Source organism: Larsenimonas rhizosphaerae (assembly GCF_026240105.1).
Lineage (GTDB): Bacteria > Pseudomonadota > Gammaproteobacteria > Pseudomonadales > Halomonadaceae > Larsenimonas > Larsenimonas rhizosphaerae.
In genome coordinates this window covers 790,524-805,519 of the sequence record NZ_JAPIVE010000001.1, presented here as the reverse complement: position 1 = coordinate 805,519, position 14,996 = coordinate 790,524, and the positions used below count along the sequence as shown (strand labels likewise).

The 14,996-nt window shown below is 58.0% G+C and carries 17 protein-coding genes and 2 tRNA genes; 9 read left to right on the top strand and 10 right to left on the bottom strand.

What is annotated here, in order from left to right:
* The first annotated feature begins 100 nt into the window (after positions 1-100).
* From OQ287_RS03765 to OQ287_RS03755, 3 genes are read left to right on the top strand one after another with little or no spacing between them, the layout of a single operon-like run.
* Entirely contained in the window at positions 101-424 is a 324-nt protein-coding gene (locus OQ287_RS03765; protein WP_265895636.1) for a DUF1244 domain-containing protein, read from the top strand.
* Entirely contained in the window at positions 421-939 is a 519-nt protein-coding gene (gene moaB / locus OQ287_RS03760) for a molybdenum cofactor biosynthesis protein B (RefSeq protein ID WP_265895635.1), read from the top strand. Before OQ287_RS03765 ends, moaB begins: the two co-directional genes overlap by 4 nt.
* On the top strand, positions 932-2,116 hold the full coding sequence (locus tag OQ287_RS03755) for a molybdopterin molybdotransferase MoeA (protein WP_265895634.1): 1,185 nt from the start codon (positions 932-934) through the stop codon (positions 2,114-2,116). The genes moaB and OQ287_RS03755 overlap by 8 nt, the downstream gene beginning before the upstream one ends.
* 3 nt (positions 2,117-2,119) lie before the next feature.
* Here OQ287_RS03755 and OQ287_RS03750 read toward each other — a convergent pair whose 3' ends face one another.
* From OQ287_RS03750 to OQ287_RS03725, 6 genes are all read right to left on the bottom strand, one after another.
* Positions 2,120-2,716: an acyl carrier protein phosphodiesterase gene (locus OQ287_RS03750; protein WP_265895633.1), complete on the bottom strand. Its 597-nt coding sequence runs from the start codon at positions 2,714-2,716 to the stop codon at positions 2,120-2,122.
* Between the two features lie 3 nt (positions 2,717-2,719).
* Complete coding sequence (locus OQ287_RS03745) at positions 2,720-3,073, bottom strand: TusE/DsrC/DsvC family sulfur relay protein (RefSeq protein ID WP_250936702.1); 354 nt, start codon at positions 3,071-3,073, stop codon at positions 2,720-2,722.
* A gap of 2 nt (positions 3,074-3,075) precedes the next feature.
* The gene (tusB, locus tag OQ287_RS03740; RefSeq protein WP_265895631.1) at positions 3,076-3,360 is read right to left on the bottom strand and encodes a sulfurtransferase complex subunit TusB; all 285 of its coding nucleotides are present in this window, start codon (positions 3,358-3,360) and stop codon (positions 3,076-3,078) included.
* A gap of 4 nt (positions 3,361-3,364) precedes the next feature.
* Positions 3,365-3,715 (bottom strand): sulfurtransferase complex subunit TusC, encoded by a 351-nt coding sequence (gene tusC / locus OQ287_RS03735; RefSeq protein ID WP_265895630.1) that lies wholly within the window; start codon positions 3,713-3,715, stop codon positions 3,365-3,367.
* A complete protein-coding gene (gene tusD / locus OQ287_RS03730) occupies positions 3,712-4,104 on the bottom strand; it encodes a sulfurtransferase complex subunit TusD (RefSeq protein WP_265895629.1) in 393 nt (130 codons plus the stop codon). The genes tusC and tusD overlap by 4 nt, the downstream gene beginning before the upstream one ends.
* A gap of 128 nt (positions 4,105-4,232) precedes the next feature.
* Positions 4,233-4,904: a Bax inhibitor-1/YccA family protein gene (locus OQ287_RS03725; RefSeq protein WP_250936694.1), complete on the bottom strand. Its 672-nt coding sequence runs from the start codon at positions 4,902-4,904 to the stop codon at positions 4,233-4,235.
* A gap of 151 nt (positions 4,905-5,055) precedes the next feature.
* On the opposite strand from OQ287_RS03725, the gene OQ287_RS03720 reads away from it, so the two are divergent.
* The 3 genes from OQ287_RS03720 to OQ287_RS03710 all read left to right on the top strand — a co-directional run bounded on the left by OQ287_RS03720 (position 5,056) and on the right by OQ287_RS03710 (position 7,097).
* Positions 5,056-5,146, top strand: a tRNA-Ser gene (locus OQ287_RS03720).
* Positions 5,147-5,320: 174 nt separating this feature from the next.
* Positions 5,321-5,411: transfer RNA gene (locus tag OQ287_RS03715), tRNA-Ser, on the top strand.
* Between the two features lie 270 nt (positions 5,412-5,681).
* Entirely contained in the window at positions 5,682-7,097 is a 1,416-nt protein-coding gene (locus OQ287_RS03710) for an MFS transporter (RefSeq protein ID WP_265895628.1), read from the top strand.
* A 206-nt stretch (positions 7,098-7,303) separates the two neighbouring features.
* Here the strand turns inward: OQ287_RS03710 and catA are convergent, their stop codons facing one another.
* The 3 genes from catA to OQ287_RS03695 are packed head-to-tail and all read right to left on the bottom strand — an operon-like array spanning position 7,304 to position 9,754.
* A complete protein-coding gene (gene catA, locus OQ287_RS03705) occupies positions 7,304-8,275 on the bottom strand; it encodes a catechol 1,2-dioxygenase (protein ID WP_265895626.1) in 972 nt (323 codons plus the stop codon).
* A gap of 54 nt (positions 8,276-8,329) precedes the next feature.
* A complete protein-coding gene (gene catC, locus OQ287_RS03700) occupies positions 8,330-8,620 on the bottom strand; it encodes a muconolactone Delta-isomerase (protein WP_265895625.1) in 291 nt (96 codons plus the stop codon).
* 15 nt (positions 8,621-8,635) lie between these two features.
* Positions 8,636-9,754 (bottom strand): muconate cycloisomerase family protein, encoded by a 1,119-nt coding sequence (locus OQ287_RS03695; RefSeq protein ID WP_265895624.1) that lies wholly within the window; start codon positions 9,752-9,754, stop codon positions 8,636-8,638.
* Positions 9,755-9,855: 101 nt separating this feature from the next.
* Here OQ287_RS03695 and OQ287_RS03690 point away from each other — a divergent pair, with 101 nt between their 5' ends.
* The gene (locus tag OQ287_RS03690; RefSeq protein WP_250936681.1) at positions 9,856-10,755 is read left to right on the top strand and encodes a LysR family transcriptional regulator; all 900 of its coding nucleotides are present in this window, start codon (positions 9,856-9,858) and stop codon (positions 10,753-10,755) included.
* Between the two features lie 54 nt (positions 10,756-10,809).
* Here the strand turns inward: OQ287_RS03690 and OQ287_RS03685 are convergent, their stop codons facing one another.
* A complete protein-coding gene (locus OQ287_RS03685) occupies positions 10,810-11,712 on the bottom strand; it encodes a LysR family transcriptional regulator (RefSeq protein WP_265895623.1) in 903 nt (300 codons plus the stop codon).
* 241 nt (positions 11,713-11,953) lie between these two features.
* Here OQ287_RS03685 and aceE point away from each other — a divergent pair, with 241 nt between their 5' ends.
* On the top strand, positions 11,954-14,617 hold the full coding sequence (aceE, locus tag OQ287_RS03680) for a pyruvate dehydrogenase (acetyl-transferring), homodimeric type (protein ID WP_265895622.1): 2,664 nt from the start codon (positions 11,954-11,956) through the stop codon (positions 14,615-14,617).
* 16 nt (positions 14,618-14,633) lie between these two features.
* Positions 14,634-14,813, top strand: a complete 180-nt coding sequence (locus OQ287_RS15325) for an E3 binding domain-containing protein (protein WP_350355162.1) — start codon at positions 14,634-14,636, stop codon at positions 14,811-14,813.
* Positions 14,814-14,996: the final 183 nt, after the last annotated feature.

Genomic DNA, 14,996 nt, shown 5'->3' with positions numbered 1-14,996 from the left:
ATTGCACACCGCAGACTCTCTAAGGAATGAGGCGGTTGAGTCACCCACCAGCCACGCTACACTGGGCCTGATATTCCTATCGACGAAAAGGATTCTTCTGATGATCAATTCCCTGCCTGATGACACTCGCCAGGCCATGGAGGCCGATGCCTTTCGGCAGCTATTGGCCCACCTGGATGCCAACAAGGACGTTCAGAATATCGACCTGATGATTCTGGCCGACTTCTGCCGCAACTGCCTGTCAAAGTGGCTGGTTGCTGCCGGGGAGCGCCAGGGGGTTTCCATCGATTACGACACCGCTCGAGAATACGTCTATGGCATGCCCTATTCGCAATGGAAATCACTGTACCAGGCCGATGCCACTCCCGAACAATTGAATGCTCTCGACGCACGTCAGCAACAAAGGAACCGGACCGACTCATGAAAGACTTCATGCCCCTGAACGTGGCCATATTGACGGTCTCGGATACCCGCACCACCGAAAATGACGGGTCGGGCGATTATCTTGAGGTCGCGCTGACCAATGCCGGCCACCGCTGTGCCGAGCGGCGTATCGTTGCTGACGATGTCTACCGCATTCGGGCCGACGTATCCTGCTGGATTGCCGATCCGGCCATCAACGTGATCATTACCACCGGTGGCACCGGGTTCACCGGTCGAGACACTACTCCGGATGCGCTGGAGCCATTGTTTGATCAACCCATCCCGGGCTTTGGCGAGCTGTTTCGTCAGCTGTCTCGCAAGGAAGTGGGCAGTTCGACCCTGCAAAGCCGCTGCGTGGCAGGATTTGTCAATCACACGCTGATATTTGCGCTGCCAGGCTCGACAAATGCCTGCCGCACCGGGTGGGAGCAGATTCTGATCGAACAGCTCGACAGTCGTCATCAGCCCTGCAACTTTGCCAACCTGGTCAACGGCGGAAGCGGCCATCATGGCTGAATTGCACAGTGTTGATGAGGCCCTGAACGCTACGCTGTCTCTGGCCCGGCGTATGCCAAACGAGCAATGCCTGCTGCACAGGGCCACCGGGCGTGTACTGGCCTGCGATATTCACGCCACCATCGACATGCCACCGTTCGACAACAGCGCCATGGACGGCTACGCCCTGAGAGCGCGAGATGGTGGTCAGGCCCTGACCGTCAGCCAGCGCATTCCGGCCGGCCATGCACCGTCTCCACTTGAAGCAGGCACCTGTGCCCGCATTTTTACCGGTGCACGTCTGCCCGAGGGCGCAGATACCGTCATCATGCAGGAGCAGGTCGAAATAACAGACGAGGGCCAGGCGGTATTTACCGCCGACCTGCCCGTCAGCAACAATATCCGTCAACAGGGCGGAGAACTTCGTCGGGGTAACCGGTTGCTGGCAGCGGGTGCCTGCATCACCCCTGCCGCGCTCGGCCTTCTGGCCAGTCAGGGGCTGGGGGAAATTACCGTAGTGCAACGGCCGCGTATCGCCCTGTTGACCAGCGGTGATGAAGTCATCCTGCCGGGCAGAGCACTTGCCGAAGGGCAAATCTACAACAGCAACCGCTATCAGCTTGCGGCACTGATCGAGCAGTTCGGTGGGGAGCTGGTAGCCATCGACCACCTGCCGGATCAGTACGATGCGAGCCGACAGGCGCTCGAGCAATACGCTCGTCAGGCGGATATCATCGTGACCGCCGGAGGCGTATCGGTCGGTGAAGAGGATCATGTGCGCCATGCGATCGAGGCCGTAGGTCAGGTAGCCATGTGGCGGCTGGCCATGAAACCCGGCAAGCCACTGACCCTGGGTCATATCGGCAATACTGCCGTGATCGGCCTGGCAGGTAATCCGGTGTCAGGATTTGTCAGCAGCTACCTGTTCCTGCGGCCGCTCATCGGCAGCATGCTGGGGTGCCCGGCCATGTCGCAGTTGCGCAAGAGAACGGTCAGCGCCGGCTTCGAGACCCGCACGAATGCTCGATGCCACTATCTGCGGGTTGTCATCGACGAGCATGGCAAGGCACATCTAACCGGTGCTCAGGACTCTTCCATGCTGAGCTCCTGTGTCGATGCAACCGCACTGGCCGTGATCGACCCACACCGGCATATACAGCCCGGAGATGACATTACCTGCCTCGAACTGCCCGGCTGACCATCAGCCACCCTTCACGGCAGTGGCCCGGCGCAACAGGTCGGGCCACAGCTCATGATAGGTTTCTTCAAGCAGTGCCTGCTCCCTTATCAGCCAGGGCGTCAGCTGTTGAAGCCGATTCTCTCCGCGAAGCCGCAATCCAATGCGTCCGATGGCATGACATGTCGTAGTGTAGCGAGCATAGGATTCCAGCCAACGCTCACGAACAAGGGCTTCGAACATTGGCTTCATGGCAGGCGGGATCAGCGCTTCATGCTCGGTCAGAGTGTCATAGACTCGATCCATCAGGGCAGGCTGCAGTTCCGGCACCTGAAGGGAAGGATCCAGCATGTCGCGAGCCAGAAAGTGATCCCAGATCATGTCAAGACCGATACCGGCCACCCGGCGGGTGGCGGGTGGTACCCGGGTCTTGAGGGCCATCACGGCCGGATGGTGATCAATCCACGCATCAATTTCGCGATGACATCGCATCCCGTCAATGACGTCTGACGGCCAGCCTGAGGTCGGCAGCGCTCCCTTCACCCCATCAGCAATCAGATTGCCCAGCAGGAAGGCATCACTGCCATGCTGCGCGACTACGGCGTGTCCCAGAAAATTCATGAGTCAGAGACAGTTATCGGGCTTGGGCAGCCCGGCAAGCCGCGCCGCCACGCGAGCCGGGCTGTCAGGAAACAGCCGCATCAGATAAATGGAACGTCCCTTCTCGGCTCCAAGTGCCAGCGCCGTGGCCTTGACCAGTGGCCGCATCGCCGGTGACAGCTCATAAGTGGCGTAGAAATCACGAATGACGTTCAGTACCTCCCAGTGCGCCGACGTCAGTTCACGGCCTTCCCGTGCAGCCATGGCCTCGGCCACGGAACGGGACCACTGGGTTCGATCCACCAGACATCCCTCACTGTCCAGCGCGACACTCACGCCCTGAACATCGATAAACGTTGCTGCGTTGGCATGTGTCATGACTAGAACCAGCTGATGGTGGATGTGGCCTCGGCGGTCAGGCGAATGAACCCGTCAACGTCCACCAGATGAACATCATCGGGCAGACGACCCGCCACCCCACGGGAAACGGCATCTTCACGCAAGGCATGCCAGCGTACGGTCTCGATGCGTGAATAATCAGGCGCCATGCCGGTGAAGACCCCATCCTCGATCAGGATGACGGTGTCACCGGGCAACAGCGCCGAAGCCATGTCATCAGGAACACGGGAACCAAAGGCGCTGCGATTGAGAATATGCAGAATCATGAGCCTAGAACGTCAAAATGGAATGATAATGGGCCAGACAGTCACGAGGTTCGACCACGTCACCATCAATGGCCAGCGCGTCAGCCTTCAGCCCTCGAGCTTCAAGCGCCGGACGACTCACCAGCACCGTGTCGATATCGTACATCGGGAACGCCTTGAGCATGGGCAACGTGCCCTTTTGCCCCAGTGCACCGGCTTCCTGGCCCGGCAGCAGGCAAAAGATGCCATCGCCGTCGAACAGCACATCCACCGGCACGCCCAGCGCACCGCCAACCAGTACCGCCTCGATACCCTCTCGCGCCCAGCTGCTACCGTGCGGGGGATGACGAACAATGATCAGTGTTTTTCGTGTCATGGTGCAAAGGTTACCGTGCGATCACTGTGTTGCGAAGCGACAAGCAACTGCCCCACGCCTGTCAATTCAAAGGGCGCTTCCAGCGCATGTGCCTCATGGCCATGGCGCGTCGCCTCCGAGGCATCATGGATGCCACGCTTGACTGCCGCCGCCACACAGACCAGCAATTCACACTGCTGATCGGCATGCAGTGCTCGCCAGCGCGCCAGAAGATGAGGTTCATCCTGAGGCGGCTGCATCAGCGACGAGCCATTGTGAACACCATCATGGTAGAAAAAAACCGTCGTCACACGATGCCCCTGCGCGGGCAACGCCTCGGCAAGGCGCAACGCCGAATGCGACGCCTGAGTGCTGTAGGGCGCCCCGTAAACCACCAGCGTATAGTTCAAGGTAACCTCACTGCCATGGGGCGAAAGAAGCCTGAGCCCCTGACGCTACCCGGTCAAAAAGTCTCTGTCCAAAAACAACAAGACCCCATCAAAGGGGCCTTGTTGCGCAGAATGATCAAACCGCATCATCAGTCGTCGCCGGACACCACGCCCAGAATCGACAACAGGCTGACAAACAGGTTGTAGATCGACAAGTATAAACCGAGGGTCGCCAGAATGTAATTACGCTCCCCCCCGTGGATGATCTGACTGGTTTCAAACAGGATCATCGCACTCGAGAACAGCACAAAGCCTGCCGAAACCGCCAGCGCCAGACCGGAAATATTGAAGATCATGGCCACCAGCATGGCCACCACCAAAACGATTGCTCCCGCCATCAGGAAGTTGGAAAGAAAGCTGAAATCCTTTTTGGTGATCAGAACCACCGCTGACAGTCCGATGAAGGTCGTGGCCGTCATCCCCAGCGCCGTCATGATCAACTGCGCGCCATTCGACAGGGTCAGATAACTTGTCAGAATGGGGCCCAGGGTAAAGCCCATGAAGCCTGTAAAGGCAAAGATGGCCAGCAGCCCTGCCGAGGAATTCTTGAGCTTGTGAACCAGAAACATCAGGCCGTAGGCCCCGATGAAAAATACAAAGATGTTCAAATGAGCCACGCCCATCGACATGGCAACGCCTGCAGTAACTGCCGAAAAGGCCAGAGTCAGCGCCAGCAGCATGTAAGTATTGCGAAGCACCTTGTAAGCCGGACTGACCTCCTGCCGGGCTTCAGACTGCGCAACATGGTAACGCTCGTTCATGGTAATGCTCCCATAGTACCGATTTCTACCATCCAGCATGCTACGAGGCTGCACCCGGCGCAAGCCACCATTCAACACCGGTTAAGTCCATGATCGTTAAAAAGATACTTGACGCGTGCAGACAAGCTGGTAGCATGCATCGCCGTGAGACGGAGGGATGGCAGAGCGGTTGAATGCACCGGTCTTGAAAACCGGCAAGGGTTTATAGCCCTTCCAGGGTTCGAATCCCTGTCCCTCCGCCACCTCGAACACCAATGCCCCGAATCGATCCTATCGACTCGGGGCATTTTCGTTTCGGCCTCGCTCTTTTTTTAATGGCATATGAAATACCCCTCTGAATCACTACTCATGAAGCAACCGTGGCGTTTTAAAATTGCGTACAGCAATATAGCGTGTTAGTGTACGCACCCGTATTCGGAGGGATGGCAGAGCGGTTGAATGCACCGGTCTTGAAAACCGGCAAGGGTTTATAGCCCTTCCAGGGTTCGAATCCCTGTCCCTCCGCCAGTTTATATAAAAAAGGCCCTGATGATTCAGGGCCTTTTTTATGCCTGCGCACTCCCTGCCCCGCCTGCAGCAACCAGTTTGACACGCACCTTATCCGTGCACGACCTGCCTATATCGGCAACGCCGTGGTGCACTGGAACATCGGGCATTCAAAAGGTCGCAGCTGACAACGTCGACGACGCTTTGGTGTGTCCCGTCGTGAAGGGCTTGATGACAGACTGAGGTCGTGAGCATCTTGCGTATGCTTATCACCTGCCCAGGAAAGCGACCGTGTCCAATAACAATTATGCCGGCTCATCGAACAGCGGCAACCACCGCTCCCCCTTGTCCCAACCTCTGTCGCCAGGCCGTCGAAAGGCCATGCGCCAGGTCATTATTGCCTCGACCATCGGCAACTTCGTTGAATGGTTTGATTTCGCCATTTATGGCTTTCTGGCACTGATCATTGCTCAGCACTTTTTCCCTCAGGGAGAGCCTGCTCTGGCATTACTGCAGACCTTTGCCGTATTCGCCATCTCCTTTGCGCTGCGACCGCTGGGCGGCATCTTCTTTGGCCGGCTGGGCGACCGCATTGGCCGCAAACGAGTGCTCGCTATCACCATTTTGATGATGGCCGGCGCCACCGCCGTAATCGGCATTCTGCCCACCTACGACACCATCGGTTTCATTGCTCCGCTGCTTCTGGCACTGGCCCGCTGCATTCAGGGGTTCTCGGCCGGTGGCGAATATGCAGGCGCCTGCACCTATGTGCTGGAGCATGCCCCTACACGGCAAAAGGCACGTTATGGCAGTCTGATTCCAGTATCCACCTTCATGGCCTTTGCCTCAGCGGCCGGACTGACGCTGGTGCTGGGCACAACACTGTCGGATGAAACCATGCAGTCCTGGGGCTGGCGCGTTCCCTTTCTGATTGCCGCCCCGCTCGGCCTGATCGGACTTTACATGCGCCTGCATCTGGAAGAATCGCCAGCCTTCAAGGCCCTGCAAAAGGCTCCCGAAACGGAACATGCCACCGTGAAGGAAACGGTACAGGTGCATGGACGAACCATCGTGTGCCTGAGCGCCTTCATCTCGGCCACTGCGTTGTCGTTTTACATGTTCACCACTTATCTGGTGACCTATATGCAGGTAGCCGGTAACGCCACACGCACGACTGCCCTGCTGGCCAGCCTGGGTGCTCTGGTATTTTCGGGCCTCCTGTGTCCGGTGGTGGGCCGTCTTTCGGACCGGATCGGGCGGCGCAACACCATCAAAACGGCCTGTATCTCCCTGATCGTGGCCGTATTCCCCGCCTATTATCTGGCCGGCAGCGGCGAACTGTGGCCGGCCATGCTGGGCGCCTCGATGCTGGCCGTGGGAGCCGTCATGTGCGGCGTGGTGACAGCGGTACTGCTGGCAGAACAATTCCCGACGCGGGTTCGCTATACCGGATCAGCCCTGTGCTACAACGTGGCGTATACGATTTTTGGCGGGACCGCACCACTGGTCGCCACCTGGTTGATCTCGCTGACAGGCTACTCGCTGGCACCTGCGTTCTACCTCATTGCGATTGCAGTGCTGGCCCTCATTGGTGGCTCACGTCTGCCGGAGTCCGCGCACCGTGCACTGGATGACAGGGAAGCCGCGTGGCAGGACCACCCACCGGCCACTCACCACAAGGCAAAGGGACGCGCTGTCACCTCATGAACTGGAGCGTCGTGCTCCATCGGTGAGGCTATAACACCTGGCGTAAAGGCAATCCAGCCACCATGAAACGCGCCCGACATTCACATGTCGGGCGCGTTTTTCCTTGACGCAGATGACTACGCTACTGCAGGCCTGCTGCCAGGACCGAAGGCACCGGATTCTAATTGATCAGGCAGTCCGGAGGTGGTGACGGCGTTAATCAACATCTAGACCTTCGCGGTGCCAGCCAGTTGGCTGGCCAGATCGTGCTCGTTTTCCTTCGCCCGCGGGCGAGCGTGACGCGCCTGAAGCTCGACCTCGTCGGTCGGCGACAACTCAATATCGAACACTACCTGTGAGAACGGCCCCTCCAGCGCACGTTTTTCGATCTCGGACACGTCATCGATGCGTTCGGCGGGAATCACCAGCTCTTCGCGGGTGGCGAAGGCAAAGTCATCAAAGGTGTATGGATCGCCGGCCAGATTGATCTGGGTAGTGAGGTGCTGGTGCCCCGGCGCCGAAATGAAAAAGTGGATATGGGCCGGACGTTCACCGTGACGGCCAAGCGACTTGAGCACGATATCGGTCGGGGCGCCTTCGGGCACGCCATACCCGGAGGGAATGATGCTGCGGGCAGTGTAGCGGCCGTCACTACCGGTGTAGATGGTGCGGCGCAGGTTGTAATCGGACTGTGACGGATCGAAAAAGGAATAGCATCCATTGTCGTCGGCGTGCCAGATTTCCACCTTGGCCCCCTTGATCGGCGTACCATCCACATCACGAACCTGACCGGTCAGCCACATGGTTTCGCCTTCGGTAACCTCATCATTCATACGGGCGAAACCCTCGGCTTCCGGGGCACCTGCTACGTACAGCGGCCCTTCAATGGTGCGTGGCGTACCGCCGGTGCGCTGAGCCTCGGCATCGAGAGCGTCGTGACGCATGTCGAGAAAGTGATCGAACCCGAGCCCCGGCGACAGCAAACCGAACTGGGTCTGGCTGCCAAGGGCATTAAGCAGGTTGATGCCGGCCCAGTACTCCTCTTCGCTGATGTCAAAATCGTCGATCAGCTTGAACAGATCACTTACCAGGCGGTGAACGATCTGCTTGGCGCGATCGCTGCCCCCGGCATTTTCCAGCCCACTGAGTTTAACGAGAAAGTCCTGCACGTCAGGGGAATCAAAGATCTTCACGCTCATGGAAACCACCTCTTTATTTGAAATTGACTTCGGCACGCTCAAGGGCCCGGGTATTCAACTGTCGTCGTCACGCACCGAAGACGGATGACGGCACAGCGGACGTACGCGAATCTCCATGTACGGGAACAGTGGCAGGCCGCTGATGATGTGGTGCAGGGTCTCATTGTCCTCAACATCGAAGATGCTGACGTTCGAGTAACTTCCAGCCACTCGCCACAGGTGACGCCAGGTCCCCTCGTTTTGAAGCTTCTGGGAATAGGCCTTTTCGGTGGCCTTGATCTCGGCGGCCCGCGCTTCGGGCATATCGGCTGGCAGATTGACGGTCATTTCGACATGAAACAGCATGGGTCTTCTCCTGTGTCAGGGGCGGCTGTAAAAGCGCAGCCGATCTTCATCAAGCGTGATACCAAGTCCCGGTCCACGAGGCAGCTCGACCCCGAACTCGTGGTAGTGAAGGCTTTCGGTGACAATGTCGTCCTTCAGAAGCAGTGGACCGAACATTTCGGTTCCCCACCGGAGGGAGGCCAGCGTGGACCAGGCGTGAAGTGAGGCGGCAGTGCCGATGGTACCTTCGAGCAGGGTGCCACCATAGAGACCGAGACCGGCGCTCTGGGCCAGATGAGCCAACTTGAGCGCGCCTCGGGGGCCACCGGCCTTGGCGATCTTCAAGGCAAAGGCGCCGCTGAAGCCGGCGTCCAGCAATGTCAGACCGTCGCCGGCATCCTGAACGGCTTCATCGGCCAGCATCGTGATCCGAAAGCGGTTGGCCAGCCGAGCAAGGCCATGGACATTGCGTGCAGGAATCGGCTGCTCGATCAGTTCGACACCCGCCGCCTCAAGCGCGGCGATGCCTTCAACCGCGGTCGCCTCATCCCAGGCCTGATTGATATCGACCTGCACGCCCGCCCGGCCCTTGAGCGCATCGCAGATCGCTTCGGTATGGCGCAGGTCATCTCGCAGGGCATTGGCGCCCAGCTTGAGCTTGAACTGGTGATGCCGGTGTTCATCAAGGCGCTGGAAGGCCTCATCGATATCCTTTCGGGTATCGCCGCTGGCGAGTGTCCAGAGCACCGGCAGGTGGTCGTGCACGGCTCCGCCCAGAAGCGAGGCGACCGAGACACCAAGACGCTTGCCCTGAGCATCCAGCAGTGCCGTCTCAAGCGCCGAGCGGGCAATGGCGTTACCGCGCACATGGCGGTCAAGACGGGCTGCAAGGCCGTTGATGTTGTCGGCAGGCTGGCCGATCAGTAGTGGAGCCAGCCATGCATCGATATTGCACTTGATGCTTTCGGGGCTTTCCGCGCTGTAGCTCAGCCCACCGATGGTGGTGGCTTCGCCAAGGCCTTCGATGCCATCGGAGCTTCGAAGACGGACGATGACCAGCGACTGACACGCCATGGTAGTCATGGACAGTCGGTGCGGTCGGATGGTCGGCAGGTCGACAATCTGGGTGGTTATCGACTCGATAATGGCGGACATGGTCAGTCTCTTGTGGCAATTCAGCGATGACCTAAGTCTGATTGCACATCTCCCATCAAAAAAATATCGTTTGGGTCGCCACCCATACCCGGAAGGTATCAATGGACATACGCCAACTGCGCTACTTCTGCACTGTCGCCGAAGAACTCAACATGACTCGTGCGGCCGAGCGGCTGCACATGGCGCAGCCGCCCTTGTCGCGCCGAATAAAGCAGCTGGAGACCGAGCTGGGCACGTCATTGTTCGAACGCCAGGCGCGCGGACTGGCACTGACACCGGAAGGGAAGTTCTTTCTGGAGCATGCGCTGCAGATCCTGGAAAAGATCGATACCACCGTCGCCGCCACGCGGCGGATGGCACGACGCGGGCATCAGGTATTCGGTATAGGAATGGTCGGCTCGCTGCTGTTCGGGCAGTTACCGCAGTTGATTCGGCGTCTACGGCAAACGGATAACATCGAGCTGTTGTTGCTGGAGTTGACCACGGTCAGCCAGGTTCAGGCGCTCAAGGCCGGCCGAATCGATATTGGCTTCGGTCGGCTCAGGGTCGATGATCCCGACATCGTGCAGGAGGTGCTGCTTGATGAGCCAATCGTGGCAGCGCTGCCGGTGTCTCATCCGCTGGCAAACACCACGCCGACTCTGGCCCAGCTGGCCGAGTACCCGTTGATCATCTACCCGGCCACGCCACGCCCCAGCTACGCCGATACGATTCTGAGCCTGTTTCGCCTGCGAGGGCTGAGGGTGCGGGTCATTCAGGAAACCAACGAACTTCAGACCGCGATCGGCCTGGTGGCATCGGATCTTGGTTTCAGTCTGGTACCGGAACAGGTGATGCGTATGCAGCGCGATGAAATTACCTATGTGCGACTGGCCGAACCCAATATCACCTCCCCCATCATCTGTAGCCGCCGGCGCGAACCCGACACCCCCGCCATGATCCAGACCAACAGGATCATGAAGGAACTGATCAGCAATCGGCGTGAGGGGCGCTACCCATGACAGGCAGGCGCCCTGCTGATCAGCACCCCGGGTTCGGTTGAACCAACGGTGAGGCTACGCCAGCGCCTTGTCTCTGAGCTCGGTTTTCACCATATCCACAAAGGCTCTGGCACGCACTGAAATACTGTTTCGGTTCGGATAGATCGCCACGATATCAAGTGGCGCAGGCTGACAATCAAGCGTGAGCTCAACCAGCTCACCCGAGGCGAGGTGAGAGGCGCAAAAGGCCGTGGGAATAATGGCAAACCCGATGCCGGCCAGCGCGCCTGAAATCAGCATCTGGCTGCTGTCCACCTTGTAGCGCGAAGGCAGTTTCAGGCTGACCGCCTGCCCCTTGTCATCAATGAATACCCAGGGATTTGATTTCAGTGCTGTCAGGGTCGAAATACATGGCAGCTCTGCCAGCTCGCTGATTCGAGACGGTGCGGCGTATTGTGCGAGCAATTCCGGGGTCGCCACGACCGAGCTTGCCAGTGATAGAAGCGGACGAACAACCATATTGCTGCTTTGGCGGTCGCCACGATGGTAGGCAATCGAAACATGAACGTCGCGACGCACCGGGTCCAGCGGCGCCATGCTGGTAATGCACTCAAGGGCCAGCTCCGGATGCTGACGGGAAAACTCGGCAATACCGCGGTTCAACCACGTCACACAGAACTCGGAAGGAATGGCGACAGTGAGCGTACCACTGAGTCGGCCATGTCGGCTTTTCACCTCGTGGCCAATGTCACTTAATGCTGCCACCAGTGGCCGCGCCCGTTCATACAGCGCCCGGCCTTCGGCGGTCAGGCGCAAATGCCGGGTACTTCGCAGTACAAGTTGCTGGCCGAGCTGTCCTTCGAGGTTTTTTATCTGACGAGACAGTGTCGAGTTGGGTATATCCAGCATTTTCGATGCTGCAAGAATCGACTCCTGCTCAGCCACGGCTACAAACAGTTTGAGGTGATCAAGATTCACGCGCGCTCATGCCTTGTTGACTGTTCAGCAGGCTGTATAACACAGCGGTCAGCGTGCCTGAAATCTCGACAACTTCGATTTACCGGGAAGGAAAGCTGACTCCCGAATACGCCCGAGAAGATAGCAAAGGCAACGTCATTATTACCGAAAATGGGCAACTGATTCCCACGAGAAGGGATTGTTGAAGCATTCCGCCAGGGAGTAGCGTTTCAGGGACACTGACAACGCGAGATACCTGAACATGGTGCGGGATACAGATACACACGGAACCCGGGAATGGCTGGAAGCGCTGCGATCGCTCATCCACTTCGAGGGCAAGGATCGGGCCGAGCTTGTGCTCTCGAGCCTGACACGTGAATGCTTGAAACATGACATGTCACTCGGCCATGCCTGTACGCCCCACCGAAACACCCTTGCTCGGGCAGATGAACCTGATTACCCGGGTGATTTAGCCGCTGAGAAACGACTGCGCGCGGCGATTCGCTGGAACAGTATTGCCATGGTGGTACGCGCCAATCAGAAGGACAAAAGCCTGGGGGGCCACCTGGCAAGCTTCATGTCGAGCTGCACGTTATATGACGTTGGCTTCAACCACTTCTTCAAGGCTTCCACCGAGCATCATCAGGGTGATCTGATCTACTTTCAGGGGCATATCGCCCCGGGCATATACAGCCGTTCCTTTCTGGAAGGCCGGTTCGATGAAGCCAGGCTGGATGGCTTTCGTCAGGAGGCTGGCGGTAGTGGCCTGTCCTCCTACCCTCACCCATACCTGATGCCAGCGTACTGGCAGTTTTCGACGGTCTCCATGGGCCTTGGTCCTCTGCAGGCCATTTATCAGGCCCGGCTCATGAAGTATCTGGATCATCGCGGCCTCTGTCCGCTGGACAATCGCAAGGTGTGGGCATTTCTGGGAGATGGAGAATGCGATGAAGTTGAAACACTGGGAGCACTCAACGTCGCCAGTCGAGAGCGCCTTGATCACCTCATCTTTGTCGTCAACTGTAACCTGCAACGGCTGGATGGTCCGGTCAGGGGTAACAGCAGGATCATGGATGAGCTGGAAAGTACATTTCGAGGCTGTGGCTGGAATGTGATCAAGGTGGTGTGGGGAAGTGCGTGGGATACCCTTCTGGACAACGACCATGATGGTCTGCTGCAACACTGCATCGATTCAACCGTCGATGGCGAATACCAAAGCTACAAGGCACAGGGTCCGGCCTATACGCGCAAGCATTTCTTCGGAAAGTTTCCGGAACTGCTTGAGCGGGTCTCATCACTATCCGATGAACAGATTGCACAACTGCAGCGTGGTGGACACGACCCCCGCAAGATTTACGCGGCCTACCGGGCTGCAACCCGCAATAATGACGGCCGGCCTACGGTCATCCTCGCGCATACCGTCAAGGGCTATGCGCTGGGCAGCGACAATGGTGAGGCGGACATGGAAGCCCACAATATCAAGACCATGTCGGTGAAGGGACGCTGCACCCTCAGGGACCGCCTCCACATGCCCTTCAGCGATGAAGCGCTTCAGGATGGCATGCCCTATTACCGACCTGATACCGATAGCCCGGATATGCGTTATCTTCATGCTCGTCGAGAGTTGCTCGGAGGCTATCTGCCGGCACGCTCAACCACCAGACGTTCCCTGTCGATCCCATCACTGACAGACAAGGCATTTGCAAGCCAGCTCAAGGGGACCGGTGAACGGACGGTATCCACCACCATGGCCTTTGCCAGGATTCTTTCCGGTCTACTGAAGGACAAGGAGCTGGGCAGCCGCATCGTTCCGATCGTGCCGGATGAAGCCCGAACGTTCGGCATGGAAGGCCTGTTCCGACAGGTGGGTATCTATGCCCATGAAGGGCAGAAATATCAGCCAGCCGATGCGGGCCAGATCATGTTTTATCGCGAAGACCGGCAGGGGCAGATACTTGAAGAAGGTATTACGGAAGCCGGTGCCATGTCGTCCTGGCTGGCGGCGGCCACCGCCGAGGCCAATCACGCGACGGCAGTGATTCCCTTTTATATCTTTTATGCCATGTTCGGTTTTCAACGCGTAGGCGATCTGGCCTGGGCGGCCGGCGATATGCTGGCTCGCGGATTTCTCATCGGAGGGACCGCCGGACGAACCACCATCAATGGTGAGGGGCTGCAACATCAGGATGGCCATAGCCATCTATCGGCCTCCTTCATCCCCAACTGCCGCAGTTATGACCCTACCTACGCCCATGAAGTGGCCGTGATTATCCGACATGGCCTGGTAGACATGTTTGAAAAAGGCAATGAGCGGTTTTATTACCTCACGGTAATGAATGAAAACCATACCCACCCGGCGATGCCGGAGAACTGTGAAGAAGGCATCATCAGGGGCCTGTACTTGCTGAAGAAAGCCCGCGACATGCAAAAATGGCCCGCCGTGCAGTTGATGGGATCAGGTGCCCTGTTGCCGGAAGCCGAGGCAGCGGCCGGCCTGCTGGCAGGATTCAATGTCGCCGCAAACGTGTGGAGCGCCACCAGCTTCAACGAACTTCGCCGAGACGGACTTGATTACGACCATAAGAGGCTTCACCGCCCCGGTGAAATTCATGAAAAACCATGGGTGATGTCACAGCTTGAAGCCCACCACGGCCCGGTCATTGCCGTCACGGACTACATGAAGCTTTATGTTGACCAGATAAGGCCATGGGTTCCAAACGACTTTCATGTACTGGGCACGGACGGGTTTGGCCGTTCCGATACCCGCCAGGCGCTGAGGTCATTTTTTGAAGTGGACCGGTATTACATCGCATTCAAGGCACTGACCGCGCTCACGGATGCCGGCCTGATATCGGAGCAGACCCTGGAAGATGCACGGGTATCCCTCTCTGTCTCCAGTAAAAAAACCAACCCCCTCGATAGCTGAGCAATGAGTCACTGAAATGAGCACTATCACTCATACCCCGAAGATACCCCATGCAGCGCCCTCGGCCAGAAAACTGGCCCGTGAGCTGGGTGTCCCCCTGTCATGCATTGCAGGAAGCGGGAGACATAACCGGATACTGACGTCGGATATAAAGGGCTTTGTCAACGCGAGGCTTCATCCACTCTTGAAGCAGTGAGGTCACCAGGATAACCAGCCTCCAGATGATCGTCATGAAATGACCGGCCGCCAGCCACAACCTTCATGATCTCATGATGATCAAGCGGCGCGGTTGCATCACACCATCATGGCCTGCCCGATGACATCGTTTATCGGGCAGGCCCTTTTGAACGTTCCATACCTCATTTCGACCCGAGGCTAT